Consider the following 21,716-nt stretch of genomic DNA (forward strand, 5'->3'; position numbering starts at 1 on the left):
ATTGTTGACCCAAATACAATAACAAAGGATGGAAGAACCAGATGTCTAAACAGCAAATCGGTGTAATTGGCTTGGCAGTCATGGGCAAAAATTTGGCCCTTAATATTGAAAGCAGAGGCTTTACGGTGTCGGTATTTAACCGCTCCCGCGAGAAAACGGACGACCTGATTCAAGAAGCAGCAGGCAAAAACCTCGTTGCTACTTACACAGTTGAAGAGTTCGTACAATCGCTTGAAGTACCGCGCAAAATCCTGATCATGGTACAAGCAGGCGCGGGTACTGATGCTACAATTGACTCCCTGTTGCCACATCTGGACAAAGGCGACATCATTATCGACGGCGGCAATGCTTATTTCCCTGACACACAGCGCCGTTCCAAAGCGCTTGAAGATAAAGGCATCCGCTTCATCGGCACGGGCGTATCCGGCGGCGAAGAAGGAGCACTGAAAGGCCCTTCCATCATGCCAGGCGGACAAGAGTCAGCTTACAAGCTGGTTGAGCCAATCCTTACAGCTATTTCGGCAAAAGTCGGCGACGACGCTTGCTGCACATACATCGGACCAGACGGCGCAGGCCACTATGTAAAAATGGTGCACAACGGCATCGAGTACGGCGACATGCAGCTGATCTGCGAAGCTTACGACCTGCTTAAAAATGTGCTTGACGTTAGCGTCGAAGAGCTTCACAGCATTTTCAGCGAGTGGAACAAAGGCGAGCTCGATAGCTACCTGATCGAAATTACAACCGACATTTTCTCGAAATACGATGAAGAAACAGGCAAGCCGATGGTAGATGTGATTTTGGACTCCGCTGGTCAAAAAGGTACTGGCAAATGGACAAGCCAAAGCTCGCTCGATTTGGGCGTTCCACTTTCCATTATTACAGAATCCGTATTTACTCGCTTCCTGTCTGCAATGAAGGAAGAGCGCGTAGCAGCTAGCAAAGTGCTGAACGGTCCTGCAAAACAACCATTCCAAGGCGACAGAGCGGCTTTCATCGAATCCGTACGCAAAGCCTTGTTCGCAAGTAAAATTTGCTCGTACGCGCAAGGTTTTGCTCAAATGCGTGCAGCTTCCGATGAATACAACTGGAACCTGCAATACGGCGAAATCGCGAAAATTTTCCGCGGCGGCTGCATTATCCGTGCCCGCTTCCTGCAAAACATTACAGATGCTTACAACCGCGATGCGGATTTGCGCAACCTGCTGCTTGATCCTTACTTCAAGGAAATCGTTGAATCGTACCAAGGCGCATGGCGTGAAGTTGTTTCCGTGGCTGTATCAAACGGTACTCCGGTTCCTGCATTCGCAAGTGCGCTTGCTTACTTCGACAGCTACCGTACAGAGCGTCTTCCAGCGAACCTGCTTCAAGCACAACGCGACTACTTCGGCGCTCATACGTTCAAACGTTTGGACAAAGAAGGCACATTCCACTACAACTGGATTCAATCTTAATCCGGACCTTTAAGAGGAGCGAGCGGCATTATTCGTGCGGCTCGCTCCTTTTTGCTGCGGTTAAACCGTAGGACGCTTCTTTCAGCCAGCCCTGCAAACGATCGGCTTCCTGGTCGGAAGCGCGTCCGCGGTGAATGAGGCTCATGGCCGCTTCAGCAAAGCAATGAAAATTACGCAACAATCGTGGCTGCGACAAACCTGTTAAAGCAGGATCATCGTCAGCCACCTTTTTTTTAATATATTCGAGCATCCAGATGACATCTTCGCGGGAAAGCGGATGATTGGGGTTTAAAATACGGCTAATACGTAATTCCGCTCTCTGTGCGGCTGAGTATTCACGATCATTGGTCATTACGGCAACCCTCCTATCGTTTGATTTAAAATATAGGAAAGTACAGCATTAAGCGATACTTTCTCTATATTTCTCGGAATGAAACGCGCCGCGCCGCCAAAGGACGGCTTCAGCCGTTTACGCTTGATATAAGCATCATTATCAACGATACGGCAAAACGAACTTTTTTATACCCGATTCGCTGTAAAAAATGATATGATGGTTGAAGAATTGAATAGGATACACTAATTTGATGGGGGCACTAGAGAATGAATCATGAGGCAGGCCGCCGCAGCAAAATTGTGCTGGTAGGCTTTATGGGAACAGGGAAATCGACCGTCAGCCGCCTGCTCGCCGAGCAGCTCGGCTATGCAAGATTCGATACCGATGAGGAAATTGAACGCTCGCAGGGCAAGCGTGTCGCAGAGCTGTTTGCGGAAATCGGGGAAGCAGGCTTTCGTGATTTGGAGAGCGGCATGATTCAAGAGCTGCTAAGCCGCAAGGAGCCGGCCATTATTGCGACGGGTGGAGGCGCTGTTCTGCGTGAATCCAACCGAGAAGCGATGCTGGGCGGGAGTCTCGTTGTCGCACTGAAGGCAAGTGCTGAGCAAATTATTGCGAGGGTACAGTCCGATTCGTCAAGGCCGCTGCTGCAAGGCGACGTTGCCGCGAATGTGAACCGGATTATGGAGCAGCGCAAGCATGCTTACGATTTTGCGCATCTTGTGCTGGATACGACATCACTCAATGTGCATGCCGTATGCGCAACTATTTTACAAACAAGGGAGACAAAATAAATGACAGATGTTTTGGTTACGCCAACACCAACGCTCAGCGGGGAAATTCAAGCGCTTTCCTCTAAAAACTATACGACGCGCTACTTGCTGGTAGCTGCTCTTGCCGAAGGCACGAGTACGATTTATTATCCGGCTCACAGTGAGGACAGTGATGCGATGCGCCGCTGTATTCGCGATCTGGGTGCTATTGTAGAAGAGGATGACGAGAAAATCGTCATTACTGGCTTTGGTCGTAACCCGAAGGATGTGAAGGAGCTGGATGTAGGCAATGCAGGAGCTGTTCTACGCTTCCTGATGGCCATCGCATCGCTTTGCCCGGATGTGACGTTTGTAAACCGTTATCCGGATTCGCTCGGCAAACGTCCGCACAGCGATTTAATTGATGCGCTGGGGCAAATTGGCGTGCAAGTGACCCATAATGAAGGCAAGCTGCCGATTACGATTAAGGGCGGACAGCCGAAAGGCGGCAAAATTCAAGTGTCCGGCGCTGTCAGCTCGCAATTTTTGAGCGCCTTGCTGTTCCTGACTCCGCTGCTTGCAGAAGACAGTGAAATCGAAGTGCTGAATGATTTGAAGTCCAAGGTTGTTGTTGGACAAACGCTGGAGGTGCTGGAGCAAGCGGGCATCGTCATTCATGCAAGCGAGGATTTGATGAGCTACCGCATTCCAGGCGGCCAAAGCTACGATGCGAAAACCTATATCGTACAGGGCGACTATCCGGGCTCGGCGGCGATTCTTGCCGCTGCGGCAGTGACGCAATCGGATGTTATCGTGCACCGTCTCGCTGAGAAAAGCAAGCAGGGCGAGCGTGCCATCGTGGATGTGCTTCGCATGATGGAAGTGCCGCTCACTCATGACAATGATATCGTTCATGTCAAGGGCAATGGCAGGCTGAAAGCTGTTGAGTTCGATGGTGACCAAGCGACGGATGCGGTGCTGGCGATGGTAGCGGCAGCTGTATTTGCTGAAGGCACCTCGCGTTTCTATGATGTTGAAAATTTGCGGTACAAGGAATGCGACCGCATTACTGACTATTTGAACGAGCTTCGCAAAGCGGGAGCGAATGTAGAAGAGCGTCAAAGCGAAATTATTGTGCACGGTCGCCCCGAAGGCGTTGAAGGCGGCGTCGAAATTAATGCGCATTATGACCACCGCGTCATTATGGCATTGACGATTGTAGGACTGCGCTCGAAGCAGCCGCTGCGTATTCGCGACGCGCATCATGTAGCGAAGTCTTACCCGATTTATTTTGACCATTTGAAGGCGCTTGGTGCGAACGTAGAATGGGTAGAATAAGCTTGTAGAAGGACAAATAAGCAGGTGGAATTAGGGAGGAGCGGTTCAAATGGTATTTGAGAATCCATCACGCGAGGAAATTAAGCAGCTTCTTGAGCAAAGTGCTACTGTAGCGGTGGTCGGCTTGTCGGACAAGCCTGACCGCGTCTCCTATATGGTATCGCAGGCGATGCAGGCCAAAGGCTATCGCATCATTCCGGTTAATCCAGCTGTGAAAACGGCAGAAATTTTGGGTGAAACCCGCTACGAAACATTAAGTGATATTCCGTTTAAAGTAGACATCGTCAATGTGTTCAGACGCAGCGAGCATACACCTCCAGTAGCGGAGGAGGCTGTCGCCATTGGTGCGAAGATCCTATGGCTTCAGCTTGGCATAGCGAATGATGAAGCGGCGAGCATCGCTGAAGCAGGTGGATTGCAAGTTATTATGGACCGCTGTATTAAGGTAGAGGATTCAATTTTGCTGCCGCAAGGAAAATCCAAAACCTGACTGTAATAAAAAACCGATCGACTAAACACAATAAGAAAGGCTTCACGGGGCGATGCAGCATTTCGTTCATGAAGACTTTCTTATTTAATGTCGAGGAGGACAACACGTGAATCAAATGTCGCAACAGCCAGGATATTTCCAAGGGCAGCAAGGTCAACTGGGTCAACAAGGTCAATTTTCGAACAACTATCAGCCATCGGGCTTTGTGCAGTCACATTACCAAGGCCAACTAAGCCAACCAACCTTCAACCAGAACCCAAGCAGCATTGTGCAATCTCCAATTGGCGGTTATCAGGCGACGAATCAGCACAGCTACAGCTCTGCTGCATATTTGCCAAGCCATCAACAAAATGCGGGAATGACGCAGCATCAATATCAGCCGAGCAGCGGTTACCAATCGTACACGGCGCAGCATCAAGTTCCTAGCTATGCGTCGCACCAAAGCTCGGCTAATTACGGAACGAATCCGGTTATCTCGCACTTAGGCTATCAAGCGAGCCCGCAGCAGCATTATGCACAGTCCCATACAGGCTATGCTAACCAAAACTTCTCAAGTGGCGGCTATGCGGGTATGTCCAATAACCAAAACCAAACGCATGGCGGCATGCCCGTACAATCGGCGACAGGACAAAATCCGGTGTACCACGCAACGAACGCTTATGCACAATCCGGTCCGGTCATTTCGCAATTGGGATGGCAGGCTGGCCAAAACCGCTAAGGCATAAACGCAAGGCTTAAGCTAAGCTCGCCGCTGTAACGCTATATTAGGAAGAATCATCAACTGGAGCGGGCCGAAAGGCCCGCTCTTCACTTTGACAAAACGTACGGAAAGCCTTACCATCGAGAAAAAGACATTTTAATCAGCAAAGGGGGTACGAAAGTGAATATATTAGGAAGCCTGCAGCAGCTCGGAAGAGCATTTATGCTGCCAATGATTGTGCTTCCAGCAGCAGCCATATTTTCGAGCCTCAGTCAATTGCCATGGGATTATATTGGACTGCCGCAGCTTACGCTTTATTTGCAGGCCGCAAGTCATGCCATTTTTACTTACCTTCCATATTTGTTTGCGGTAGGCATTGCGCTTGGAATGACAGGAAATGCACTTGCAGCTGCTTTATCGGCACTCGGCGGGATGTTCATTTATGTAGGCATTACGCAGACGGCTGTGCCGGAAATTGAACCGACGGTGTTTATTGGAACGTTGATGGGCATCATCTCAGGCTTTAGTTATGAACGATTTAAAAATTTGCGTTTGCCTGAATACATACAGTTTTTCGGAGGGCCGCGGTTTGTACCGCTGTTTGTCAGCTTTATATCGGTCTTATTTTCCATATTTATGATTGGACTTACGCCATATATTGAACGCATGCTTGAAGAGCTTGGCAACATAGTAGCTTCAGGAGGCGGGTTTGGTGTTTTTCTTTATGGGTTTGTTCATCGGATTTTGGTCGTGTTTGGTCTGCATCATCTGGTCAGCCATGTTTTCTGGTTCCAGATAGGCGGTTATACGATGGCGGATGGGGCAACCGTATATGGCGATTTGCCGCGGTTTTTCGCTGGCGATCCAACAGCAGGCGTGTTCATGGCGGGGATGTACCCGACGATGATGTTTGCACTGCCCGCCATCGCGCTTGCCATTATTCATGAGGCGAGGGAGGATCTTAAGCCTAAAATCCGCAAAACGTTTATGTACGCGGCGCTGGCATCCTTTTTGACCGGTGTGACCGAGCCTGTGGAATTTGCATTTCTATTCGTTGCGCCTTATTTGTTCGTCGTTCATGCGCTGCTGTCGGGCGTCATTATGTGGGTGACGTATGAGTTGGGCATTCGCCATGGCTTTTCTTTCTCGGGCGGAGCGATTGATTTTATCGTCAACGAGCATTTGGCTACGCGCGGCTGGCTGCTCATCCCAATCGGGATTGTGGTCGGACTCATTTATTATTTTTTGTTCCGCTGGGCGATCGACCGGTTTCAAATTCCGACCCCTGGACGCGAGGAAGGCTCGCATCTCGATGAGTGGGCTGGCGATATTCCGCAGCGTGCGCCGCTTATTTTACAGGCGATTGGCGGTAAGGACAACATTGTGAAAATGGAGTCCTGCATTACTCGGCTGCGGTTGAAAGTGGCAAATGAGAAGCAGCTTGATATCGCAGCGCTGCGTAACTTGGGAGCAGCCGGTGTCATTCGGCTTGGAGGCGGCAATGTGCAGGTCGTCTTCGGCACCTATTCGGAGCTGATTCGCGGTGAAATTTTGAATACGATTCAGCGGGATCAGGAGCAGGTGCTGTTCAGCTCGCCGATGCAAGGGAAAATGATTGCGCTCAGCGAAGTGCCCGATCCGATTTTTTCCGGCAAGCTGGTTGGCGACGGGGTTGCTTTTATACCGGATAAAGGGGAGCTCGTTTCACCTGTCAAAGGTGAAGTTATTCATATATATCCGACGATGCATGCGATTGGCATTCGAACGCCGGAAGGGCTTGAGGTGCTGCTTCATATCGGCATTGACACGTCTCTGCTTGGCGGCAAAGGTTATTTCAAGGCTGCTGTCAAAGAAGGAGATAAGGTGCTTCCAGGCGACTTGCTCATCCGCTTTAATTTGCAGCAGGTTCGCAAGGAAAGCAAATCGCTGGCGACTCCGATGGTAATTACAAATTCGGATCTCGTGCGTTCATGGCGATTTGCGCCGTATAAAACCGTTAAAAAAGGACAATCTTCCGTGATGTCGGTTGTGCTTAAAGAGATACAAGTTGGAGGGGAAAGGCCATGATACAAGGTATTGGAGCGTCAGCAGGCATAGCGATCGGAAAGTCATTCGTATTGCCCAGCTGGGAGTGGGAGCTGCCGGAGCAGCGCATCGATGTTGCTGATTTTGCCCGTGAGTTCGAGCGAGTATATGAAGGCATCCGAACGTCAAAATTCGAAATCGAGCAAATGAAGGACGAGCTGCGGGAAGTGGTTGGTCCTTCGGAAACCCATATTTTTGACGCGCATCTTGCGATTTTGGACGACCCGGTGTTTATGAATGAAATTCAAGGCATTATTAGCCGTCAATACAAGGCAGCAGAGGTAGCAGTCAAGGAAGCGATTGATCATTTTGTCACGATGTTTGATTTGCTGGATGATGAATATATGAAGGAGCGTGCGCTCGATATAAAGGATGTCGGCAACCGGCTGCTCAAGCATTTGCTAGGCGTGCCTGAAATTAAGCTTCCGTCCAACACGAAGCCGTTTATTCTCGTCGCCAAGGAGCTTTCTCCTTCGCAGCTTGCCCATATTAATCCGCAAAATGTACTTGGCATCGTAACGCTGGCAGGAAGCACGACTTCCCATTCCGCTATTATGGCGAGAGCGCTCGGCGTACCGCTCGTCGTTGGAGTGGAAGCGAAGCTGGAGGAACCGATTCAGACGGGCCAGATGATCGTGCTCGATGGCGGAGACGGCGTGATGTATGTGCAGCCGGAACAGGAAATTGTCGCGCTGTATTCGGCGAAGCAGCGGCAGCAGCAGGAGGCGAAAACCCGTCTGCGCGACATCGTTGATCATAAGTCGATGACGCCGGACGGCAAGCGGCTGGAGCTTGCGGCCAATATCAGCTCCTTCAAGGAGCTGGAAATTGCTTTATCCAGCGGTGCGCATGGCGTCGGCTTGTTCCGCACCGAGTTTTTATATATGGACCGCAATCGTTTCCCGCTGGAGGAAGAGCAGTTCGAAGTATACCGCAGTGTAGCGGATAAGCTGGAAGGCAAGCCGCTGATTATCAGGACGCTTGATATTGGGGGTGACAAGCAGCTCGATTATTTTAATATCGCAGAGGAAGACAATCCGTTTCTAGGCTATCGCGCCATCCGCATATCACTGGATCGCAAGGATCTGTTTAAAGTACAGCTTAGAGCGATATTGCGGGCAAGCCATTATGGACAGGTTAAGCTGATGTATCCGCTCATTTCTTCGGTTGAGGAGGTTCGTGCAGCAAATGCAGTATTAGCTGAGGCGAAGCAGGAGCTGGAGCAGGAGGGTCAGCCGTATAACCGGAATTTGCAGGTGGGTGTGATGATCGAGGTTCCGGCTGCGGTTATTATTGCCGATTTGCTTGCAGGAGAGGTCGATTTTTTCAGCATAGGGACGAATGATTTGATACAGTTCACTCTTGCTGTAGACCGGATGAATGAGGAGATTTCGCATTTGTACGAGCCATTTCATCCCGCAGTGCTGCGGATGCTTAAGCTGACGATTGATGCGGCGCGCCGAAACGGCATTAAGGTGGGGGTTTGCGGAGAATTGGCTGGCGATGTCAAGGCGCTGCCAATATGGCTGAGCCTCGATGTCGATGAGCTTAGTATTTCATCGCATTCGCTGCTGCAGGTGAAAGAGCGGCTGCTCCGCACAAGGCAGGAAGACAGCCTCTTGCTGCTGCCGAAGCTGCTGGAATGCCGCACGAGTGCGGACATTCATGAGCTGCTAGGGCGGTTTATGGATGAAAATGATGCCAGAAGGCAAAGCGCCTCTATTTCTTAGCCTTTGTATTGCTCTAATGCGTCAACGAAAGCTTTGGCGTATGGCGGAAGATCTGGCGGACGTCTCGCAGAGATGAGGTTTCCGTCTACGACAACCGCCTCGTCAAACCATTCGGCACCGGCATTTTCCATATCGTCGCGAATGCCTGGCGTGGAAGTGACTTTGCGTCCTTGCAATATTTTAGCGGAAATGAGCACCCAGCCCGCATGGCAAATTTGGCCAATCGGCTTGCCAGCCGCGTCAAGCTCCTGTACAAGCTCAAGCACTTTAGGGTAGCGGCGGAGCTTGTCCGGCGCCCAGCCTCCAGGAACGAGCAGACCAACAATGTCGCTGCTGTTCACTTCATCAAAGCTGAGGTCGGCAATGGCTGGTACGCCATATTTTCCAATATGCTTCTTGCCCTTCTCAGGACCCGCATAAAGAACGGTAGCTCCCGCTTCGCGGACGCGATATACCGGATACCATAGCTCCAAATCTTCAAATTCATCATCTAGCAGGCAAATAACGGTTTTATTGTGTAATGACACTGATTTCCCCTCCATTTCATATTGTCTTACCTATTGTATCGAAGGAGAACTTATGAAGCAAACAATAGCAAAGCGTACGGTGAGAGTGCTTCGCTGTATTCCAGCCGTATTCGGCATGGCAGCGATTTTTGCTGCATCAGCGACGACGGGCGAAGAGATGAATACGCTGCTGCCATTTTTTCAAAAGCTGTTCCCGCAAATGACGAGCTTTGATTGGGGACATTTTGCAGCTTATTTTATGCTTGCCGCCACCATCGATTTCGCTATCGGGGCGAAATCCGACCGTCTAGGCATCAAAGTGCTGATTGTGCTGTTGTGCGGCCTTTATGGCATTACCGACGAATTTCATCAATCTTTCGTAGGCGGCAGAATGCCGGATGCGGCTGACGTCCGCAATGACATGATTGGAGCGACAGTATGGGTTGCTCTGGTGGCACTGCCGCAAGTACGCCGATTATGGCGGCGCATCGCTCGGTAGTCCAGTTTACACAAATGATATAAATCAGAAAACAACAGGCCGAAAGTCAAAGCTTTCTTGTAGTGTCGGCCAACGCTCTAATTCTTAATTAATCATTCCATTTTAATAGTAAAAATTACATAAGGCTGAAAGCAGGAGTTTTCGCGAAAAAGGTCGAATATTTTACGCATCTCAAATTATGAGCATAAACGGAGATGAAGGGCGGTACAGCCGTCCGCGTGAAGGAGTGGACCAACTTGGAAAAGCGGTGTCATTGTGGTGACATCATGAAGATGAAGCTGCGTACCGTCATTTATTCTGGGAAAGTGGAAATAGACAATGTGCCTATATATTCCTGTGTGGCCTGCAGTCGAAGCGAAGTGTTTCCAGAAGTGAAGCCCGATTTGACTGGTCTGATTGCTCAGCTGGGAGCGGAACCGTCGAAGCAGACGTTTTTTTTCGATGAATGCAATGAATGGGCAAGCTTGCTCGTTACTGCTAGAAACACGAAGAAGCAATCCGATCCCGCCGCGGTGGAACGGCTTATTCAAGAGCGCATTGATGCGCTGCTGGACCTGCTGCTGCTTGCTCAAGGGCTTGAGGATCAAGGATGGATAGCGGACATTACGAAGCGGCTGGGCCAAATCAGCCGACCAACAAGACATACATAATGCAATAAAACGATGAGTTTGCGAGTAGATGCTTGTTCGAAAATGAAAGCGCCCCTGCGCTGACATTGCGAAAAGTAATATTTTGTCGTATGATTATTCTATTGTGCAGTGGGCGAAAGTAAAAAATCTGAGATAATGGAGAGAAGGACCTTGACGGTAACCATTTATGATGTAGCAAGAGAAGCAGGAGTATCTATGGCTACGGTTTCCCGGGTTGTCAATAACAATCCGAATGTGAAACCCGCAACCCGCAAGAAGGTTTACGAGGCCATTGAGCGTCTGGGATACCGTCCTAATGCGGTAGCTAGGGGCCTTGCAAGCAAGAAAACAACGACTGTTGGTGTCGTAATTCCCGATATTTCCAACGCTATTTTTGCGGAAGTGGCACGGGGCATTGAAGACATTGCGAATATGTATCACTATAATATTATTTTGTGTAATGCGGATAAGAAGAAGGACAAAGAAATTCGCGTTATTAACACGCTGCTAGAGAAGCAGGTTGACGGATTGCTCTTTATGGGCGGGGCTGTAACGGAAGAGCATATGCAGGCGTTCAAAACAACGAATGTCCCTATCGTATTATGCGCAACGACTGATGAGAACGGTGAAATTCCTTCCGTTGATATTAATCATGAGGAAGCGGCTTTTGACGCGGTAAACAAATTGCTGGAGCAAGGCCACCGTCGCATTGCGATGATCAGTGGCACGTTGCAGGACCCTGCGAATGGCTACGCCCGTTTCCAAGGGTATAAGCGGGCGCTGGAGTCAGCTGGCATTGCTTATGATGATACGCTTGTTCGTATCGGCAATTACCGTTATGAATCTGGTATCGATGCCATGAAATATTTTATTGAGCTGGACGAGCGTCCGACTGCGGTATTCTCGGCAACAGATGAGATGGCCATTGGTGCCATTCATATGATTCAAGACTCTGGTCTGAGCGTGCCAGGCGATATTTCGGTTATTAGCGTAGATAACAGCCGTATGGCTTCGATGGTTCGTCCGCAATTGACAGCCGTTGCCCAGCCTATGTATGATATCGGAGCTGTATCGATGCGTCTGCTCACGAAGCTGATGAATAAAGAAAATGTAGATCACTCCAAAGTTATTTTGCCGCATGAAATGATCGTGCGCCAGTCTGTTGGAGGGGTATAGGAAGCATGACTTTTAACAAAATAGGCATCATTGGGGCGATGGTTGAAGAGATTGAGCTTCTCGGTCAACACGTCCAAGTAACCAAAGAAACCGTGAAGGCTGGCATCACTTATTACGAAGGCCAGTTTCATGGTAAGACTGTTATTTATTGCAAATCCGGTGTTGGCAAAGTCAACGCTGCTGTATGTACGCAAATTTTAATCGATTTGGGTGCGGATTGCGTGCTGTTTACCGGCGTTGCCGGAGCTATTGATCTAAGCCTGAATATTGGTGATATTGTCGTGTCCACAAGCTGTGTTCAGCATGATATGGATTGCTCGCCGCTAGGCTTCGCACGCGGTGAAATTCCATTCCATGTGCGTTCGGAATTCGTGGCGGATGAGCGGCTAGTCCAGCTGGCAGTTGATTCGAGCAATCGCTTGTTCGAAGGACGCAGCTTGAAAGGCATCGTGTTATCCGGTGACCAATTTATTGCGAGCCGCGAGACGGTTGCGCTGCTGCGTGAAACGATGAATGGTGCTTGCGCGGAAATGGAAGGCGCTTCGGTAGCCCATGTATGCGACATGAATGAGGTGCCATTCGTGGTCATCCGCTCGATGTCGGACAAGGCTGACGGATCTGCGCATGTCAATTTCCCAGAATTCACGGTGAAAGCAGCGAACAACTCCTACGCAATCATTGACGACATGCTTCGACATATGTAGTTCATAAGAAGGTATAAAACCGCCATCCGGGCACACGGATGGCGGTTTTTGTCGTTGGAAAACGACGTTCAAAATAGGAAATAGATAGAAATAATTATATTCCGATAGGAATTATCTATTTTAATTGACAACGATAGGAAAAGCATTGTACGATTCATCTTGCCACCAGCATTTTACTATTTTTGGTTAAATGAGGAGGAGAGAAGAAAAAGATAGAATAGAGCAGCGTCGAAACGGATTAAAAGACCGAATATTCTGAAAATAAAGCTGTGGGCAAAAATTAAACTTTAGGATAGGTGGAGATAGGTAATGGCAGACGTTAGCTGTGTCGTATGCAAATCGGAAATTAGTGTGGAGTCTGATGCAATAAGCGGGGAAATCGTAGAATGCTCGTCATGCGGGCAAGAGCATGAGGTGCATGCTGTAAATAATAGCATTTCAGTGGCATTAGCTCCCGAGATTGAAGAAACTTGGGGCGAGTAGAGGAGCCTGGATATGAAGCAGACAAATACGGACATTTTGCTTTGTGTGACGAAGCTGCGTGAGGAAGAGAAGCGGATTTATGAGCTGCTCCAGCAGGCTGGACATCATGTTCAGGTGAATTTGGATTCGATGGAGCTGCCGCTTGAGCAGGGCTGGGCAGATCAATATGGTGTCGCACTCATTCGCTGCCTCTCGCAGAAAAAAGCATTAAGCCGCTCAACGATGCTGGAATTATCCGGTATTGAAACGATTAATTCCGTTAAAGCGATTAACATTTGCACCAACAAAATCCATCAAGCGATCGTGTTCCAAAAGCATAATATTCCGCAGCCCCGCTTCAAGGTAGCTTTTACCGCAGCCAAAATCCTCGAATCGTTCGAGGATTTTGGCAACATATTTGTGATCAAGCCACCCAGCTCCTCCTGGGGAAGAGGCATTGCCCGCATTGTCGGCAAGGAATGCCTTGATGGCTGGATTGCGGCACGGGAATCGCTTGATCCGACCCAGCAGTCCTTTCCTGTACTCGTACAGGAATACGTAGACAAGGGGGATTATGATATTCGCGTTGTCATTGTCGGCCGGAAGCCAATCGTTGCGTTTCGCCGGGTATCGGTCGACAACTGGAAGACGAATACGCATTTGGGAGCAGAGGTTGAGCCTGTCGCTGTCAATCAGGAAATGGAATGGATTTGCGGCAAGCTGACCGAGGTGCTCGGTGAAGGCATTTACGGTCTGGATTTATTTTATGACTATCAAAATAAACGATATCTCGTATGCGAGGTTAATCAAAACCCGGAGTTCTCGAAGTCTTGGAAAATTCATGGCGTCGATGTAGCGGCTCATATCGCACTTTATTTGCAGGGGAAATTGGCATCCCGAACAAAGCAGGAGGTTAACGTCTAGCGCAATTCAGATCAGGGAGTCCCATCAAATACAATGAAAGCAAGCTAAGGATAAAGGAGAATCGGCAATGGCCCATACGACAATTATTACAGCTCCAGAGAAGGTGACACCAGTAATCAAAAAGGAGCAATATTTTTCGCTTTCCTTTGTTTTATCCCGTGTGCTGAATTCCGGCGTCATTATGAGTATTGAAAAAAATGAGAGTGAACTAAAGGGGCTTGAGAAAAGCATCGGCAAGCTAACACAAAGCAAATATGTTTCCTTGTTTAACAGCTATACGGGCGCGGTGCATGCTGCGCTTTGGGGACAGGATATCGTACATGGCTCGCTGACGCGCCTGGAGGGAGCGAGCGAGCAGGACCAGCGTTTTGTAAACTGGCTCGGAGTAGGGCTGGTGACAGATTCGGAAGTTTCACAAGGCTTCGAGAAGGTTACTGTTACATGGGATAATTTGTCACGCATCGAGCAGGAGCTGCTGCCTAAGCTGCAGCAGTCGCCAGTGCTGGTGCTGGATTTTACGGAGCTTGGCTTCGGCCCCTGCGCCTCTATCTCGGTTAATGACGAGAGCGTATGGACCAAAGCTGAGCGTCTGAAAATATTCGGCGCCTTCGACTTGAAGACGATGTGGACGCAGGAGGAGGCGGAGCCGGACATTCAGCCGGGCGCACAGTTCAACTATAGGCTCAGCCCGCTCGTGGCGGCATGCGTCAAATTATCGCTTTTAAGGAGGAACAGCAGCCATGAAGACTGATTTTATCCGCAAGCCGCTGAGCTTGCCGTCGGAAGCCTGGATTAATGAGCAGCTTGCTTATTATGGGGGACCAGCGGTCATTCCCGAGGATAGCCGGAAGACGACCTTTCCTTCCATTACGAAAGAAGACATCGTGCAAATGCTAGTGTCGATTCAGCAAAGCCCGGAAGCTGTGATCGATGAGTTTACGGAAAAATACCGCAGCTACGTCGGGGCGAATTATGCGATAGCTACCGCAAGCGGAACGTCAAGCCTGCATCTGGCACTCGTTGGCGTTGGCGTACAGCCAGGAGATGAGGTCATCGTTCCAGCGTTTACGTTTATTGCGACCGCACAGGCCGTTGTGGCGGCGAAAGCGATTCCTGTATTTGTGGATATCGATCCACTAACCTATAACTTGAATCCCGCGCTGGTGGAGCAGGCGATCACGGCGAGGACGAAGGTCATTATGCCGGTCCATGTCCATGGCTTGCCAGCTGATTTGGCGCAGCTCAGGGCGCTCGCTGACAAGCACAAGCTGCGGCTGGTGGAGGATGCTTCCCATGCGCATTCTGCCTCCATTGGCGGCCAGCTGTGCGGGTCTATCGGAGATGGAGCGGGGCAAAGCTTAATGGCGGACAAAAACTTCCCAGTAGGCGGAGAGGGCGGCATCGCCTTTTTCAAGGGGCGGGAGGATTATGAACGGGCACTGACCTTTCTACAAGAGACGGGCATTGATTACCGCATGTCTTGGATCGCTGCGGCGTTTGGCATTAGCCAGCTGGATCGTTTGCCGTATTATGATGCGATCCGGGCGAGAAATGCGAGCTATTTAACGAATATTTTAGCGCAAACGAAGCTGTTTAAAGGGCCGCATGTACCTGTTGGGCATAAGCATAGCTACAATATGTACCGGATTAAGCTGGACCCGGAAGCGGCAGGGCTGGGAGATTTGCCGGATTATCAAGTGAAAGAGGCTATTCAGGAGCTGGCATCAAGCGAAGGCGTGTTTGCACGGGAATGGCAAAACGTGCCGATTCCGGGCCATCTGCCTTTTCAAAATCGCAAAGGGTTCGGGCGAGGGTATCCATTTACGCTGTCGGAGCGCAAAGACTTTGGTTACCACATCGACCATTTCCCTGAGACGCTGAAAATGCTGCGCTCGACGCTGACCATCTGCCGGGAGCTGCGTTCGCCAATTGAATATGAGCGCATAGCTGCTTATGCGCTGGCGTTTCAGAAAATAGACGCGAACCCGGCGATTATTCGTGAACTCGTGCTTCAGAACACGGCGGCCAAAAAATCATATGAGAGGGATGCGAGACTCGGATGAGTGTAAACGGGAGCAGCGTGAAGCGCGTCGCCATTTTGGGCGGCAATGGCTTTACAGGCGGGGAGCTGTACCGGCTGCTAAAGCGGCATCCTTATTTTAAAGTTGATTTTGTATCCTCAGAATCGAAGGAGGGGCTGCCGCTGGATAAATTTTTTGTTTCGTCGGCGCGGCAGAAACGGGCGGATGGTGGAAAGTTTCAGAAGCTGGCGGCGCTGGATGGACATTATGATTTCATATTTTCCTGCCTGCCGACCGGGGTATTGCCCCGCCATATCGACCATATTGCCGAGCATGCCGAGTATGTGATTAATGTCAGCGGAGATTATCGCCTAAACGATCAGGAGCTGCTGCGGCAGCATTATCCAGAAAGCCTCAGCCATCCGGCGCAAGGGGGCAGCCATTATTTTATTCCGGAGTTTAGCGACATCAATTTGGAGGCTAAGGTCGTCAATCTGCCTGGCTGTATGGCGGTCGCAACGATTTATACGCTGTTTCCGCTGCTGGCAGCTAATCTGATTGAGCCGCGCGTCATCTCGGACGCCAAGACGGGCTCCAGCGGCGGCGGCAAGGCGAGCACAGAGCATCATGCGGAGCGTGCCCATAATTTCCGTCCTTATAAGGTGCATGGGCATCGCCATAGGCCGGAAATCGAGTTTGCGCTCCAAGAGCATCTGGAACGTTCCGTGGAGCTGCAATTTTCCGTACACAGCCTGGATTTGCCGCGGGGTATTCTCGTTACGTCCTACTCGCTGCTGAAAGAACATGCGAGCGAAATCGATGTGAAAAAAGCATTTTATGGCGCCTACGCGGCAAAGCCATTTGTCCATTATTTCAATTCCAAAAACGGCTCCTATTCGTATCCGATGATCAAAACGACAGCCGGGACGAATTACGCTGAAGTTGGTGCTTATGTTGAGGGCCGCAATTGTGTATCGATCGCCTCGATCGACAACTTGATTAAAGGAGCGGCGGGGCAAGCCATTCAAGCCGCGAACCTGTACAGCGGCATTGCGGAGGAGGCAGGCTTACAATTTGAGCTAGAGGGGGCGTGGCCTTAATGTCGAGCCAGAGCTTGTACGTCATTAAACTCGGGAGCAGCACGATTGTGCACCATCCTGAAGTGTTTGCCGAGCTCAATGATCTGGTGCAAAAAGGGAAAAAGGTGCTGCTCGTAGCGGGTGGAGCAGAAGGCATCCGGCAAAAATACGAGCAGCTGAACCGGAGTATTCCGGTTCTCGCTTTAGCCAATGGAGACGAGGCGCGGTACTGCTCTCCATCTGAGATGCCGCTCATTCGGGCGGCGTATCAGGAGTTTATTTTAGCGAAGGTCCATGAGCAATTAAAAAGCTACCAGCTTAAAGTATTCGCCCAAATCGGCGGCGATAACGAGGTTGTATTTGGACAAAAATCGAAGCCGATCAAAGCTATTGTCGATGGCAAAACCGTTATCGTTCGCGATTCCCTGTTCGGCTCTTTTACAGGCTGCAACGTCGATTTTCTACAGGGTGCCTTGCAGGTATTTGACGTCGTATGCTTGACACCGCCTATTTATGACCGCGAGCTAGGGGAATATATTAACATCGATGCGGACATGCTGGCTGCCCATCTTGCAACCGAGCTTGCAGCCGAGCATTTGCGATTTGTGACGGGTACGGCGGGACTTTTGCGAAATGTGGATGAACCGGCTTCTACGATATCCGACGTTTATCTGGGCGATGAAATTCATTCCATCAAAGGACGGATGAAGCAAAAGGTACGGGCGGCGAATCATGCCATCAGCAAAGGCATTTGCGATGTAAGCATAACGGGCCCCCATTCGCTGAATCGACCGGGCACGGGAAAAACGTGGTTTTGGAATATGCAGCGGGATGCCAGCGGAACGGATTTGCTTAGAAAAGCGATTCGAATTCCGTCGGTGTCTGGCGACGAGTCAGTGCTTGCGGGCTATTTGCTGAATGCCGTTCAACTGCCAGGGGTAAACGGTTTTGTCGATGAGGCGGGCAATGTGGTGTTCCGTAAAGGGAATGGGCCTAACCAGCTGCTGCTGCTCGGTCATCTGGATACCGTGCCCTACAATTGGCAGGTTGCCTGCGATGAGGAGCGAATTGCTGGCCGTGGAACGGTGGATGCCAAGGGCAGCCTGCTGAGTTTTATACAAATGCTGTATGACGCAGAGGTGCCTGAGGATGGTTCGCTGCTCGTCATTGGAGCGGTGGAGGAGGAGGTATCTTCGTCCAAGGGGGCGTTTTACGTAAGGGATCATTATCGGGCGGATGCGGTCATTATCGGCGAGCCGAGCGGGGAGGACAGCTTGACGCTCGGCTATTATGGGCTGTACAAGCTGAGCATCTCGATTAGCAAGCCGCAGGAGCATTCCGCTGGCAAGGACAGCATTAGCGTGCTGGATCAGCTTTATACGATTGTGGCGGATATCCGGGAGCGGGTCGGGAGTGTTGATCCGAGCAGTTTGTCATCTCTTATTGATATAAAACATAGTAATCATAAAGGAATACTTAGTGCTACGGGCATTTTAAATTTTCGAATTTCTCCGCTTGCGGGCAAGGATTATGCGAAGCAGATCCAGCTTGATTATGGCGATGGCGTGTCTGTAACGGTGCTGCGTGCTACGCCAGGCTTTGCAAATCCGCGCAACAGCCCATTAGTGAAAGCTTTTGTACGCAGCTTTGCGAGCAAGGGGAAAGCGATTCATTATATTAAAAAGCGCGGAACAAGCGATATGAACACGCTGGCTACGACCTGGGAGGGCGTGCCGATGGTCGCTTACGGCCCAGGTGATGCAAGCCTCGATCATACGAATGAGGAGTATTTGCAGCTAAGCGAGGTACATGGCGCGAGAGCCATTTTGCAGGGAGCCATTGAGGAATGGTATCGCCTAAGATCGGAGGAGGGTTCCTATGGATACGTTGGTACAGTCGCCAAGTCATTCAGCTGAGCTTGAAGAGCTGCTGGCGAAGGCGCAGGCTGCGCGCAGCTCTATTATCGATATGGCGGCTCGCGAGACGGGCTGCCATATCGGGGGCAGCTTGTCGGTCATCGATTTGCTCATTGGCGCCTATGCAAAATATCATCATGACGCGGATACGGCCATCGTGCTGAGCAAAGGACATTCAGCAGCGTCTTTATATGCGGCGCTATATCAGTACGGGATATTATCCGATGATCCTGCTGCCTCCTATGGCGGGGCAGATTCGCTGTTCACCGGGCATCCCAATCCGAAGCTGCCGGGCATTCCGTTTGCGACGGGCAGTCTGGGGCATGGGGTAGCCTATGCAGCCGGCTGGGCACTCGGACAGAAGCTGCGGCGCACGAGCGGGGTCGGCATTGCCATTGGCGGCGATGGAGAGCTTCAGGAAGGATTGTGTTGGGAAACGGCACAGCTCGTACAGGCGAAGGACATTACGAATTTCATTTATGTCGTCGATTGCAACGGGGGTCAAAACGATGGCCTGCTAGCCGACATATCGCCGCTGCCGAATTTGCGGGAGCGCTTTGAAGCGTTTGGCTTTCGGGTGAAGGAGATCGACGGCCATGATCTCGGGCAAATTATTGCGGCGCTGGAGCCGGACGGGGAGAAGCCACTGGCGATTTTGGCCCATACGGTGAAGGGCAAGGGCGTAGCTGCCATAGAAGGCAATCCACATGCCCACTATGCCAAAATTTCTGAGAAAATAGCGCTGAAATGGAAGAGGGGCTTGCAATGAGCAGCTTGGCAGCAAGAGAGGCCTATAAAGACGAATTAACGAAGCTGGCAGCGGATAATGCGAATATTATTTGCTTGGAGGCGGACTTAGGCGGAAAAGAGCATCCTTTTCAGCAAAGTTATCCGGATCGTTTCTTCAATCTAGGCATTGCAGAGCTTGCCAGTGTAGGTATTGCTGCGGGGCTGTCGAAGGCAGGCTTCGTGCCGTTCTTCTCGACCTTTGCGTCATTTGCTGCTTTGCGGGCAGCGGAAGGTGTGAAGCTGGCGCTAGGGTATATGGGTGAAAATATTAAAATCGTCGCCGCTTATGGCGGTGTATCGGGCGGCTGGTTCGGAACAACGCATCATTGTCTGGAGGACATCGCGGTTATCCAAACGTTTCAGAACATCCGCATCGCCTGTCCTCATGGGGAAGCGGAGACGAGGCGGGTTGTACAGGAGGCCGCAGCGTCGAATGAGCCATACTACATCCGCCTGTCGCGCAATGACAAGTTCGACAGCCTCGCCCGTGATGGGTCGGGCAGCTGCCGCGAGCTGCTGTTCGAAGGCGCTGTGCGCAGCGATGCGTTGCTGTGCCTGGTGTCGATTGGCGAGCAGGCAACAGAAATATGCAGCCAGATCTACAAGGAAAACGAGCGAGTCAACCATGCGCATCTCTGCTATGTCGATCGCGACAGCTTGAAGCGTTATAAAGCGGAGCTGCAAGCGGCAGCGGGAACCCTCCTCGTCGTAGAGGAGCATCGCGCGTCTGGCGGTACAGCGTCCAGTCTCGCCCTCCTGCTGCCGGAGAGCAGAGTCTACTCGCATGATTGCGGCGAGGCATGGCCGATATATGGCGGCAGCCATGCAGATGTGCTGCACTATTTAGGTTTTGGCTATGAAGCGCTGACAAGGCAGATCGCAGAGCTCGGAGGAGATACCGATGATTTTTAGTGTGCTGCGGCCAGCGAAATTCCGTTATTTTTTTCTCTCGGACATTATTTCCGGCTTCGGAGTAGGGATGAGCACCATTGGCGCCAACTGGTTTCTAATGGACCAGACGGGCTCAATCAGCGCGATCGGGTTTATGCTGTCGCTCAATGTAATCGCCGGCTTTCTAATTTCGCCGTTTGTCGGCAGCTTGACTGACAAGTTTAATCGCAAAGCGATCATTCAGTGGACCTATTTTATTCGGGCGGCAGCTGTGCTGGCTATTATGGGCTTGTTTTTATGGACTGGATTCCGCATTGAATATTTGTATTTATTTACGATCGTTAATGGGATGGGCTGGACGATTTATATGTCGGCTTCCCGCAGTCTGGTGCAGGAGCTGCTGCCTGAGAAGGATTTGATTAAGGGCAATTCCTTAATTGAAATCAGCCTGCAGGTCGGCATGTTTATGGCTGGTGCAGCATCAGGCGTGCTGTATAAATATTCGGGCTTTGAAGTGATCCTGCTCATTAATGCGCTTGTGTTTATCGTCAGCAGCCTGCTGCTGTACCGGGTCAGCTATGAAGCGATTGCGGTCGAAAATAAAGAAGAATCGTTTGTTTCCAGCTTTAAAAATGGACTCAGCTATTTGGCTGAGCACCCGTTTATTTTTTTCCTCGGCGTCATTGCGATTATTCCGTTAGTGTCAACGATGATTTATAATGTCGTGCTGCCAGGTTATGTCAGCGACGCCGTCAAAGGCGACTCGGTCGTATTCGGCCTGTCGGATATGTTTTATGGCATTGGCGGGCTGTTATCGGGTTTCATTGCCGCTCCGCTGGCCGCGAAATTATCGAAAAATACGACGATTGCCTTATTTTTCGCGATAGCCTTCGGTGTATTAATCGCCGTCGCGTTCAACACGTTTGCGTTTGTCCTATATTTGGGCAGTGTGCTCATCGGCCTCAGCAACTCCTCACTGCGAATCGTCATGACGACGACGCTGATGGAGACGGTATCCAAGTCCTACATGGGCCGGGCGATGTCGGTATGGATGGCTATTTCGCTGCTGCTCCAGACCGTATCTGCTTCGGCGCTGGGATTGCTCATCGACCGTTATTCCGCAGCTGTCGGCTTTCTCTGCATGAGCGGGCTGATGCTCATCGGGCTGATTTTGCACCGGATGCTTGTAGCAAGCAGCAGCGTGAAAGCGAAAAAAACGCTGGAGATATAAATTCAT

The 21,716-nt window shown here is 50.6% G+C and carries 22 protein-coding genes; 20 read left to right on the plus strand and 2 right to left on the minus strand.

Annotated features, from left to right (window positions below):
- The first annotated feature begins 41 nt into the window (after positions 1-41).
- A complete protein-coding gene (gene gndA, locus WH37_RS10675) occupies positions 42-1,454 on the plus strand; it encodes an NADP-dependent phosphogluconate dehydrogenase (RefSeq protein WP_046230547.1) in 1,413 nt (470 codons plus the stop codon).
- Between the two features lie 28 nt (positions 1,455-1,482).
- Here gndA and WH37_RS10680 read toward each other — a convergent pair whose 3' ends face one another.
- Entirely contained in the window at positions 1,483-1,806 is a 324-nt protein-coding gene (locus WH37_RS10680) for a hypothetical protein (RefSeq protein ID WP_046230548.1), read from the minus strand.
- Between the two features lie 248 nt (positions 1,807-2,054).
- On the opposite strand from WH37_RS10680, the gene WH37_RS10685 reads away from it, so the two are divergent.
- From WH37_RS10685 to ptsP, 6 genes are all read left to right on the plus strand, one after another.
- Positions 2,055-2,582 (plus strand): shikimate kinase, encoded by a 528-nt coding sequence (locus WH37_RS10685; RefSeq protein WP_046230549.1) that lies wholly within the window; start codon positions 2,055-2,057, stop codon positions 2,580-2,582.
- On the plus strand, positions 2,583-3,878 hold the full coding sequence (gene aroA / locus WH37_RS10690) for a 3-phosphoshikimate 1-carboxyvinyltransferase (protein ID WP_046230550.1): 1,296 nt from the start codon (positions 2,583-2,585) through the stop codon (positions 3,876-3,878).
- Between the two features lie 49 nt (positions 3,879-3,927).
- The gene (locus WH37_RS10695) at positions 3,928-4,368 is read left to right on the plus strand and encodes a CoA-binding protein (protein WP_046230551.1); all 441 of its coding nucleotides are present in this window, start codon (positions 3,928-3,930) and stop codon (positions 4,366-4,368) included.
- Positions 4,369-4,474: 106 nt separating this feature from the next.
- Positions 4,475-5,086 (plus strand): hypothetical protein, encoded by a 612-nt coding sequence (locus tag WH37_RS10700; protein WP_046230552.1) that lies wholly within the window; start codon positions 4,475-4,477, stop codon positions 5,084-5,086.
- A 162-nt stretch (positions 5,087-5,248) separates the two neighbouring features.
- Positions 5,249-7,135: a glucose PTS transporter subunit IIA gene (locus WH37_RS10705; RefSeq protein ID WP_046230553.1), complete on the plus strand. Its 1,887-nt coding sequence runs from the start codon at positions 5,249-5,251 to the stop codon at positions 7,133-7,135.
- On the plus strand, positions 7,132-8,883 hold the full coding sequence (gene ptsP / locus WH37_RS10710; RefSeq protein ID WP_046230554.1) for a phosphoenolpyruvate--protein phosphotransferase: 1,752 nt from the start codon (positions 7,132-7,134) through the stop codon (positions 8,881-8,883). The genes WH37_RS10705 and ptsP overlap by 4 nt, the downstream gene beginning before the upstream one ends.
- Here the strand turns inward: ptsP and WH37_RS10715 are convergent.
- Entirely contained in the window at positions 8,880-9,410 is a 531-nt protein-coding gene (locus WH37_RS10715; RefSeq protein ID WP_231594187.1) for a type 1 glutamine amidotransferase domain-containing protein, read from the minus strand. The genes ptsP and WH37_RS10715 overlap by 4 nt on opposite strands.
- Positions 9,411-9,462: 52 nt before the next feature.
- Between WH37_RS10715 and WH37_RS10720 the strand changes: the two genes are divergently transcribed.
- The 13 genes from WH37_RS10720 (at position 9,463) to WH37_RS10780 (ending at position 21,710) form a co-directional block, all read left to right on the plus strand.
- Entirely contained in the window at positions 9,463-9,888 is a 426-nt protein-coding gene (locus WH37_RS10720) for a VanZ family protein (RefSeq protein ID WP_046230556.1), read from the plus strand.
- 236 nt (positions 9,889-10,124) lie between these two features.
- Positions 10,125-10,538, plus strand: coding sequence for a hypothetical protein (locus WH37_RS10725; protein ID WP_046230825.1), 414 nt, complete (start codon positions 10,125-10,127; stop codon positions 10,536-10,538).
- Between the two features lie 150 nt (positions 10,539-10,688).
- Complete coding sequence (ccpA, locus tag WH37_RS10730; RefSeq protein ID WP_046230557.1) at positions 10,689-11,693, plus strand: catabolite control protein A; 1,005 nt, start codon at positions 10,689-10,691, stop codon at positions 11,691-11,693.
- Positions 11,694-11,698: 5 nt separating this feature from the next.
- Positions 11,699-12,397 (plus strand): 5'-methylthioadenosine/adenosylhomocysteine nucleosidase, encoded by a 699-nt coding sequence (locus tag WH37_RS10735; protein ID WP_046230558.1) that lies wholly within the window; start codon positions 11,699-11,701, stop codon positions 12,395-12,397.
- 309 nt (positions 12,398-12,706) lie between these two features.
- Positions 12,707-12,880, plus strand: a complete 174-nt coding sequence (locus WH37_RS10740) for a lysine biosynthesis protein LysW (RefSeq protein ID WP_046230559.1) — start codon at positions 12,707-12,709, stop codon at positions 12,878-12,880.
- 12 nt (positions 12,881-12,892) lie between these two features.
- Complete coding sequence (locus WH37_RS10745; RefSeq protein WP_046230560.1) at positions 12,893-13,783, plus strand: ATP-grasp domain-containing protein; 891 nt, start codon at positions 12,893-12,895, stop codon at positions 13,781-13,783.
- Between the two features lie 67 nt (positions 13,784-13,850).
- On the plus strand, positions 13,851-14,534 hold the full coding sequence (locus WH37_RS10750) for a hypothetical protein (protein WP_046230561.1): 684 nt from the start codon (positions 13,851-13,853) through the stop codon (positions 14,532-14,534).
- Complete coding sequence (locus tag WH37_RS10755) at positions 14,524-15,846, plus strand: DegT/DnrJ/EryC1/StrS aminotransferase family protein (protein WP_046230562.1); 1,323 nt, start codon at positions 14,524-14,526, stop codon at positions 15,844-15,846. Before WH37_RS10750 ends, WH37_RS10755 begins: the two co-directional genes overlap by 11 nt.
- Positions 15,843-16,904, plus strand: coding sequence for an N-acetyl-gamma-glutamyl-phosphate reductase (gene argC, locus WH37_RS10760; protein WP_046230563.1), 1,062 nt, complete (start codon positions 15,843-15,845; stop codon positions 16,902-16,904). The genes WH37_RS10755 and argC overlap by 4 nt, the downstream gene beginning before the upstream one ends.
- Complete coding sequence (locus tag WH37_RS10765; protein ID WP_046230564.1) at positions 16,904-18,799, plus strand: M20/M25/M40 family metallo-hydrolase; 1,896 nt, start codon at positions 16,904-16,906, stop codon at positions 18,797-18,799. Before argC ends, WH37_RS10765 begins: the two co-directional genes overlap by 1 nt.
- Positions 18,762-19,568, plus strand: a complete 807-nt coding sequence (locus WH37_RS10770) for a 1-deoxy-D-xylulose-5-phosphate synthase N-terminal domain-containing protein (RefSeq protein ID WP_046230565.1) — start codon at positions 18,762-18,764, stop codon at positions 19,566-19,568. Before WH37_RS10765 ends, WH37_RS10770 begins: the two co-directional genes overlap by 38 nt.
- Positions 19,565-20,500, plus strand: coding sequence for a transketolase family protein (locus tag WH37_RS10775; RefSeq protein ID WP_046230566.1), 936 nt, complete (start codon positions 19,565-19,567; stop codon positions 20,498-20,500). Before WH37_RS10770 ends, WH37_RS10775 begins: the two co-directional genes overlap by 4 nt.
- Entirely contained in the window at positions 20,490-21,710 is a 1,221-nt protein-coding gene (locus tag WH37_RS10780; RefSeq protein ID WP_046230567.1) for an MFS transporter, read from the plus strand. The genes WH37_RS10775 and WH37_RS10780 overlap by 11 nt, the downstream gene beginning before the upstream one ends.
- Positions 21,711-21,716 lie beyond the last annotated feature (6 nt).

It is taken from the genome of Paenibacillus algorifonticola (assembly GCF_000971975.1).
Taxonomy (GTDB): Bacteria; Bacillota; Bacilli; order Paenibacillales; family Paenibacillaceae; genus Pristimantibacillus; species Pristimantibacillus algorifonticola.

Bases quoted from the DNA above. Each gene is read 5' to 3' on its own strand.
- WH37_RS10780 (WP_046230567.1), top strand. From the start codon at position 20,490: ATGATTTTTAGTGTGCTGCGGCCAGCGAAATTCCGTTATTTTTTTCTC.
- WH37_RS10750 (WP_046230561.1), top strand. From the start codon at position 13,851: ATGGCCCATACGACAATTATTACAGCTCCAGAGAAGGTGACACCAGTA.
- WH37_RS10735 (WP_046230558.1), top strand. From the start codon at position 11,699: ATGACTTTTAACAAAATAGGCATCATTGGGGCGATGGTTGAAGAGATT.
- WH37_RS10755 (WP_046230562.1), top strand. From the start codon at position 14,524: ATGAAGACTGATTTTATCCGCAAGCCGCTGAGCTTGCCGTCGGAAGCC.
- WH37_RS10765 (WP_046230564.1), top strand. From the start codon at position 16,904: ATGTCGAGCCAGAGCTTGTACGTCATTAAACTCGGGAGCAGCACGATT.
- ptsP (WP_046230554.1), top strand. From the start codon at position 7,132: ATGATACAAGGTATTGGAGCGTCAGCAGGCATAGCGATCGGAAAGTCA.
- WH37_RS10740 (WP_046230559.1), top strand. From the start codon at position 12,707: ATGGCAGACGTTAGCTGTGTCGTATGCAAATCGGAAATTAGTGTGGAG.
- WH37_RS10775 (WP_046230566.1), top strand. From the start codon at position 19,565: ATGAGCAGCTTGGCAGCAAGAGAGGCCTATAAAGACGAATTAACGAAG.
- WH37_RS10685 (WP_046230549.1), top strand. From the start codon at position 2,055: ATGAATCATGAGGCAGGCCGCCGCAGCAAAATTGTGCTGGTAGGCTTT.
- gndA (WP_046230547.1), top strand. From the start codon at position 42: ATGTCTAAACAGCAAATCGGTGTAATTGGCTTGGCAGTCATGGGCAAA.
- argC (WP_046230563.1), top strand. From the start codon at position 15,843: ATGAGTGTAAACGGGAGCAGCGTGAAGCGCGTCGCCATTTTGGGCGGC.
- WH37_RS10720 (WP_046230556.1), top strand. From the start codon at position 9,463: ATGAAGCAAACAATAGCAAAGCGTACGGTGAGAGTGCTTCGCTGTATT.
- WH37_RS10745 (WP_046230560.1), top strand. From the start codon at position 12,893: ATGAAGCAGACAAATACGGACATTTTGCTTTGTGTGACGAAGCTGCGT.
- WH37_RS10680 (WP_046230548.1), bottom strand. From the start codon at position 1,806: ATGACCAATGATCGTGAATACTCAGCCGCACAGAGAGCGGAATTACGT.
- WH37_RS10770 (WP_046230565.1), top strand. From the start codon at position 18,762: ATGGATACGTTGGTACAGTCGCCAAGTCATTCAGCTGAGCTTGAAGAG.
- WH37_RS10695 (WP_046230551.1), top strand. From the start codon at position 3,928: ATGGTATTTGAGAATCCATCACGCGAGGAAATTAAGCAGCTTCTTGAG.
- aroA (WP_046230550.1), top strand. From the start codon at position 2,583: ATGACAGATGTTTTGGTTACGCCAACACCAACGCTCAGCGGGGAAATT.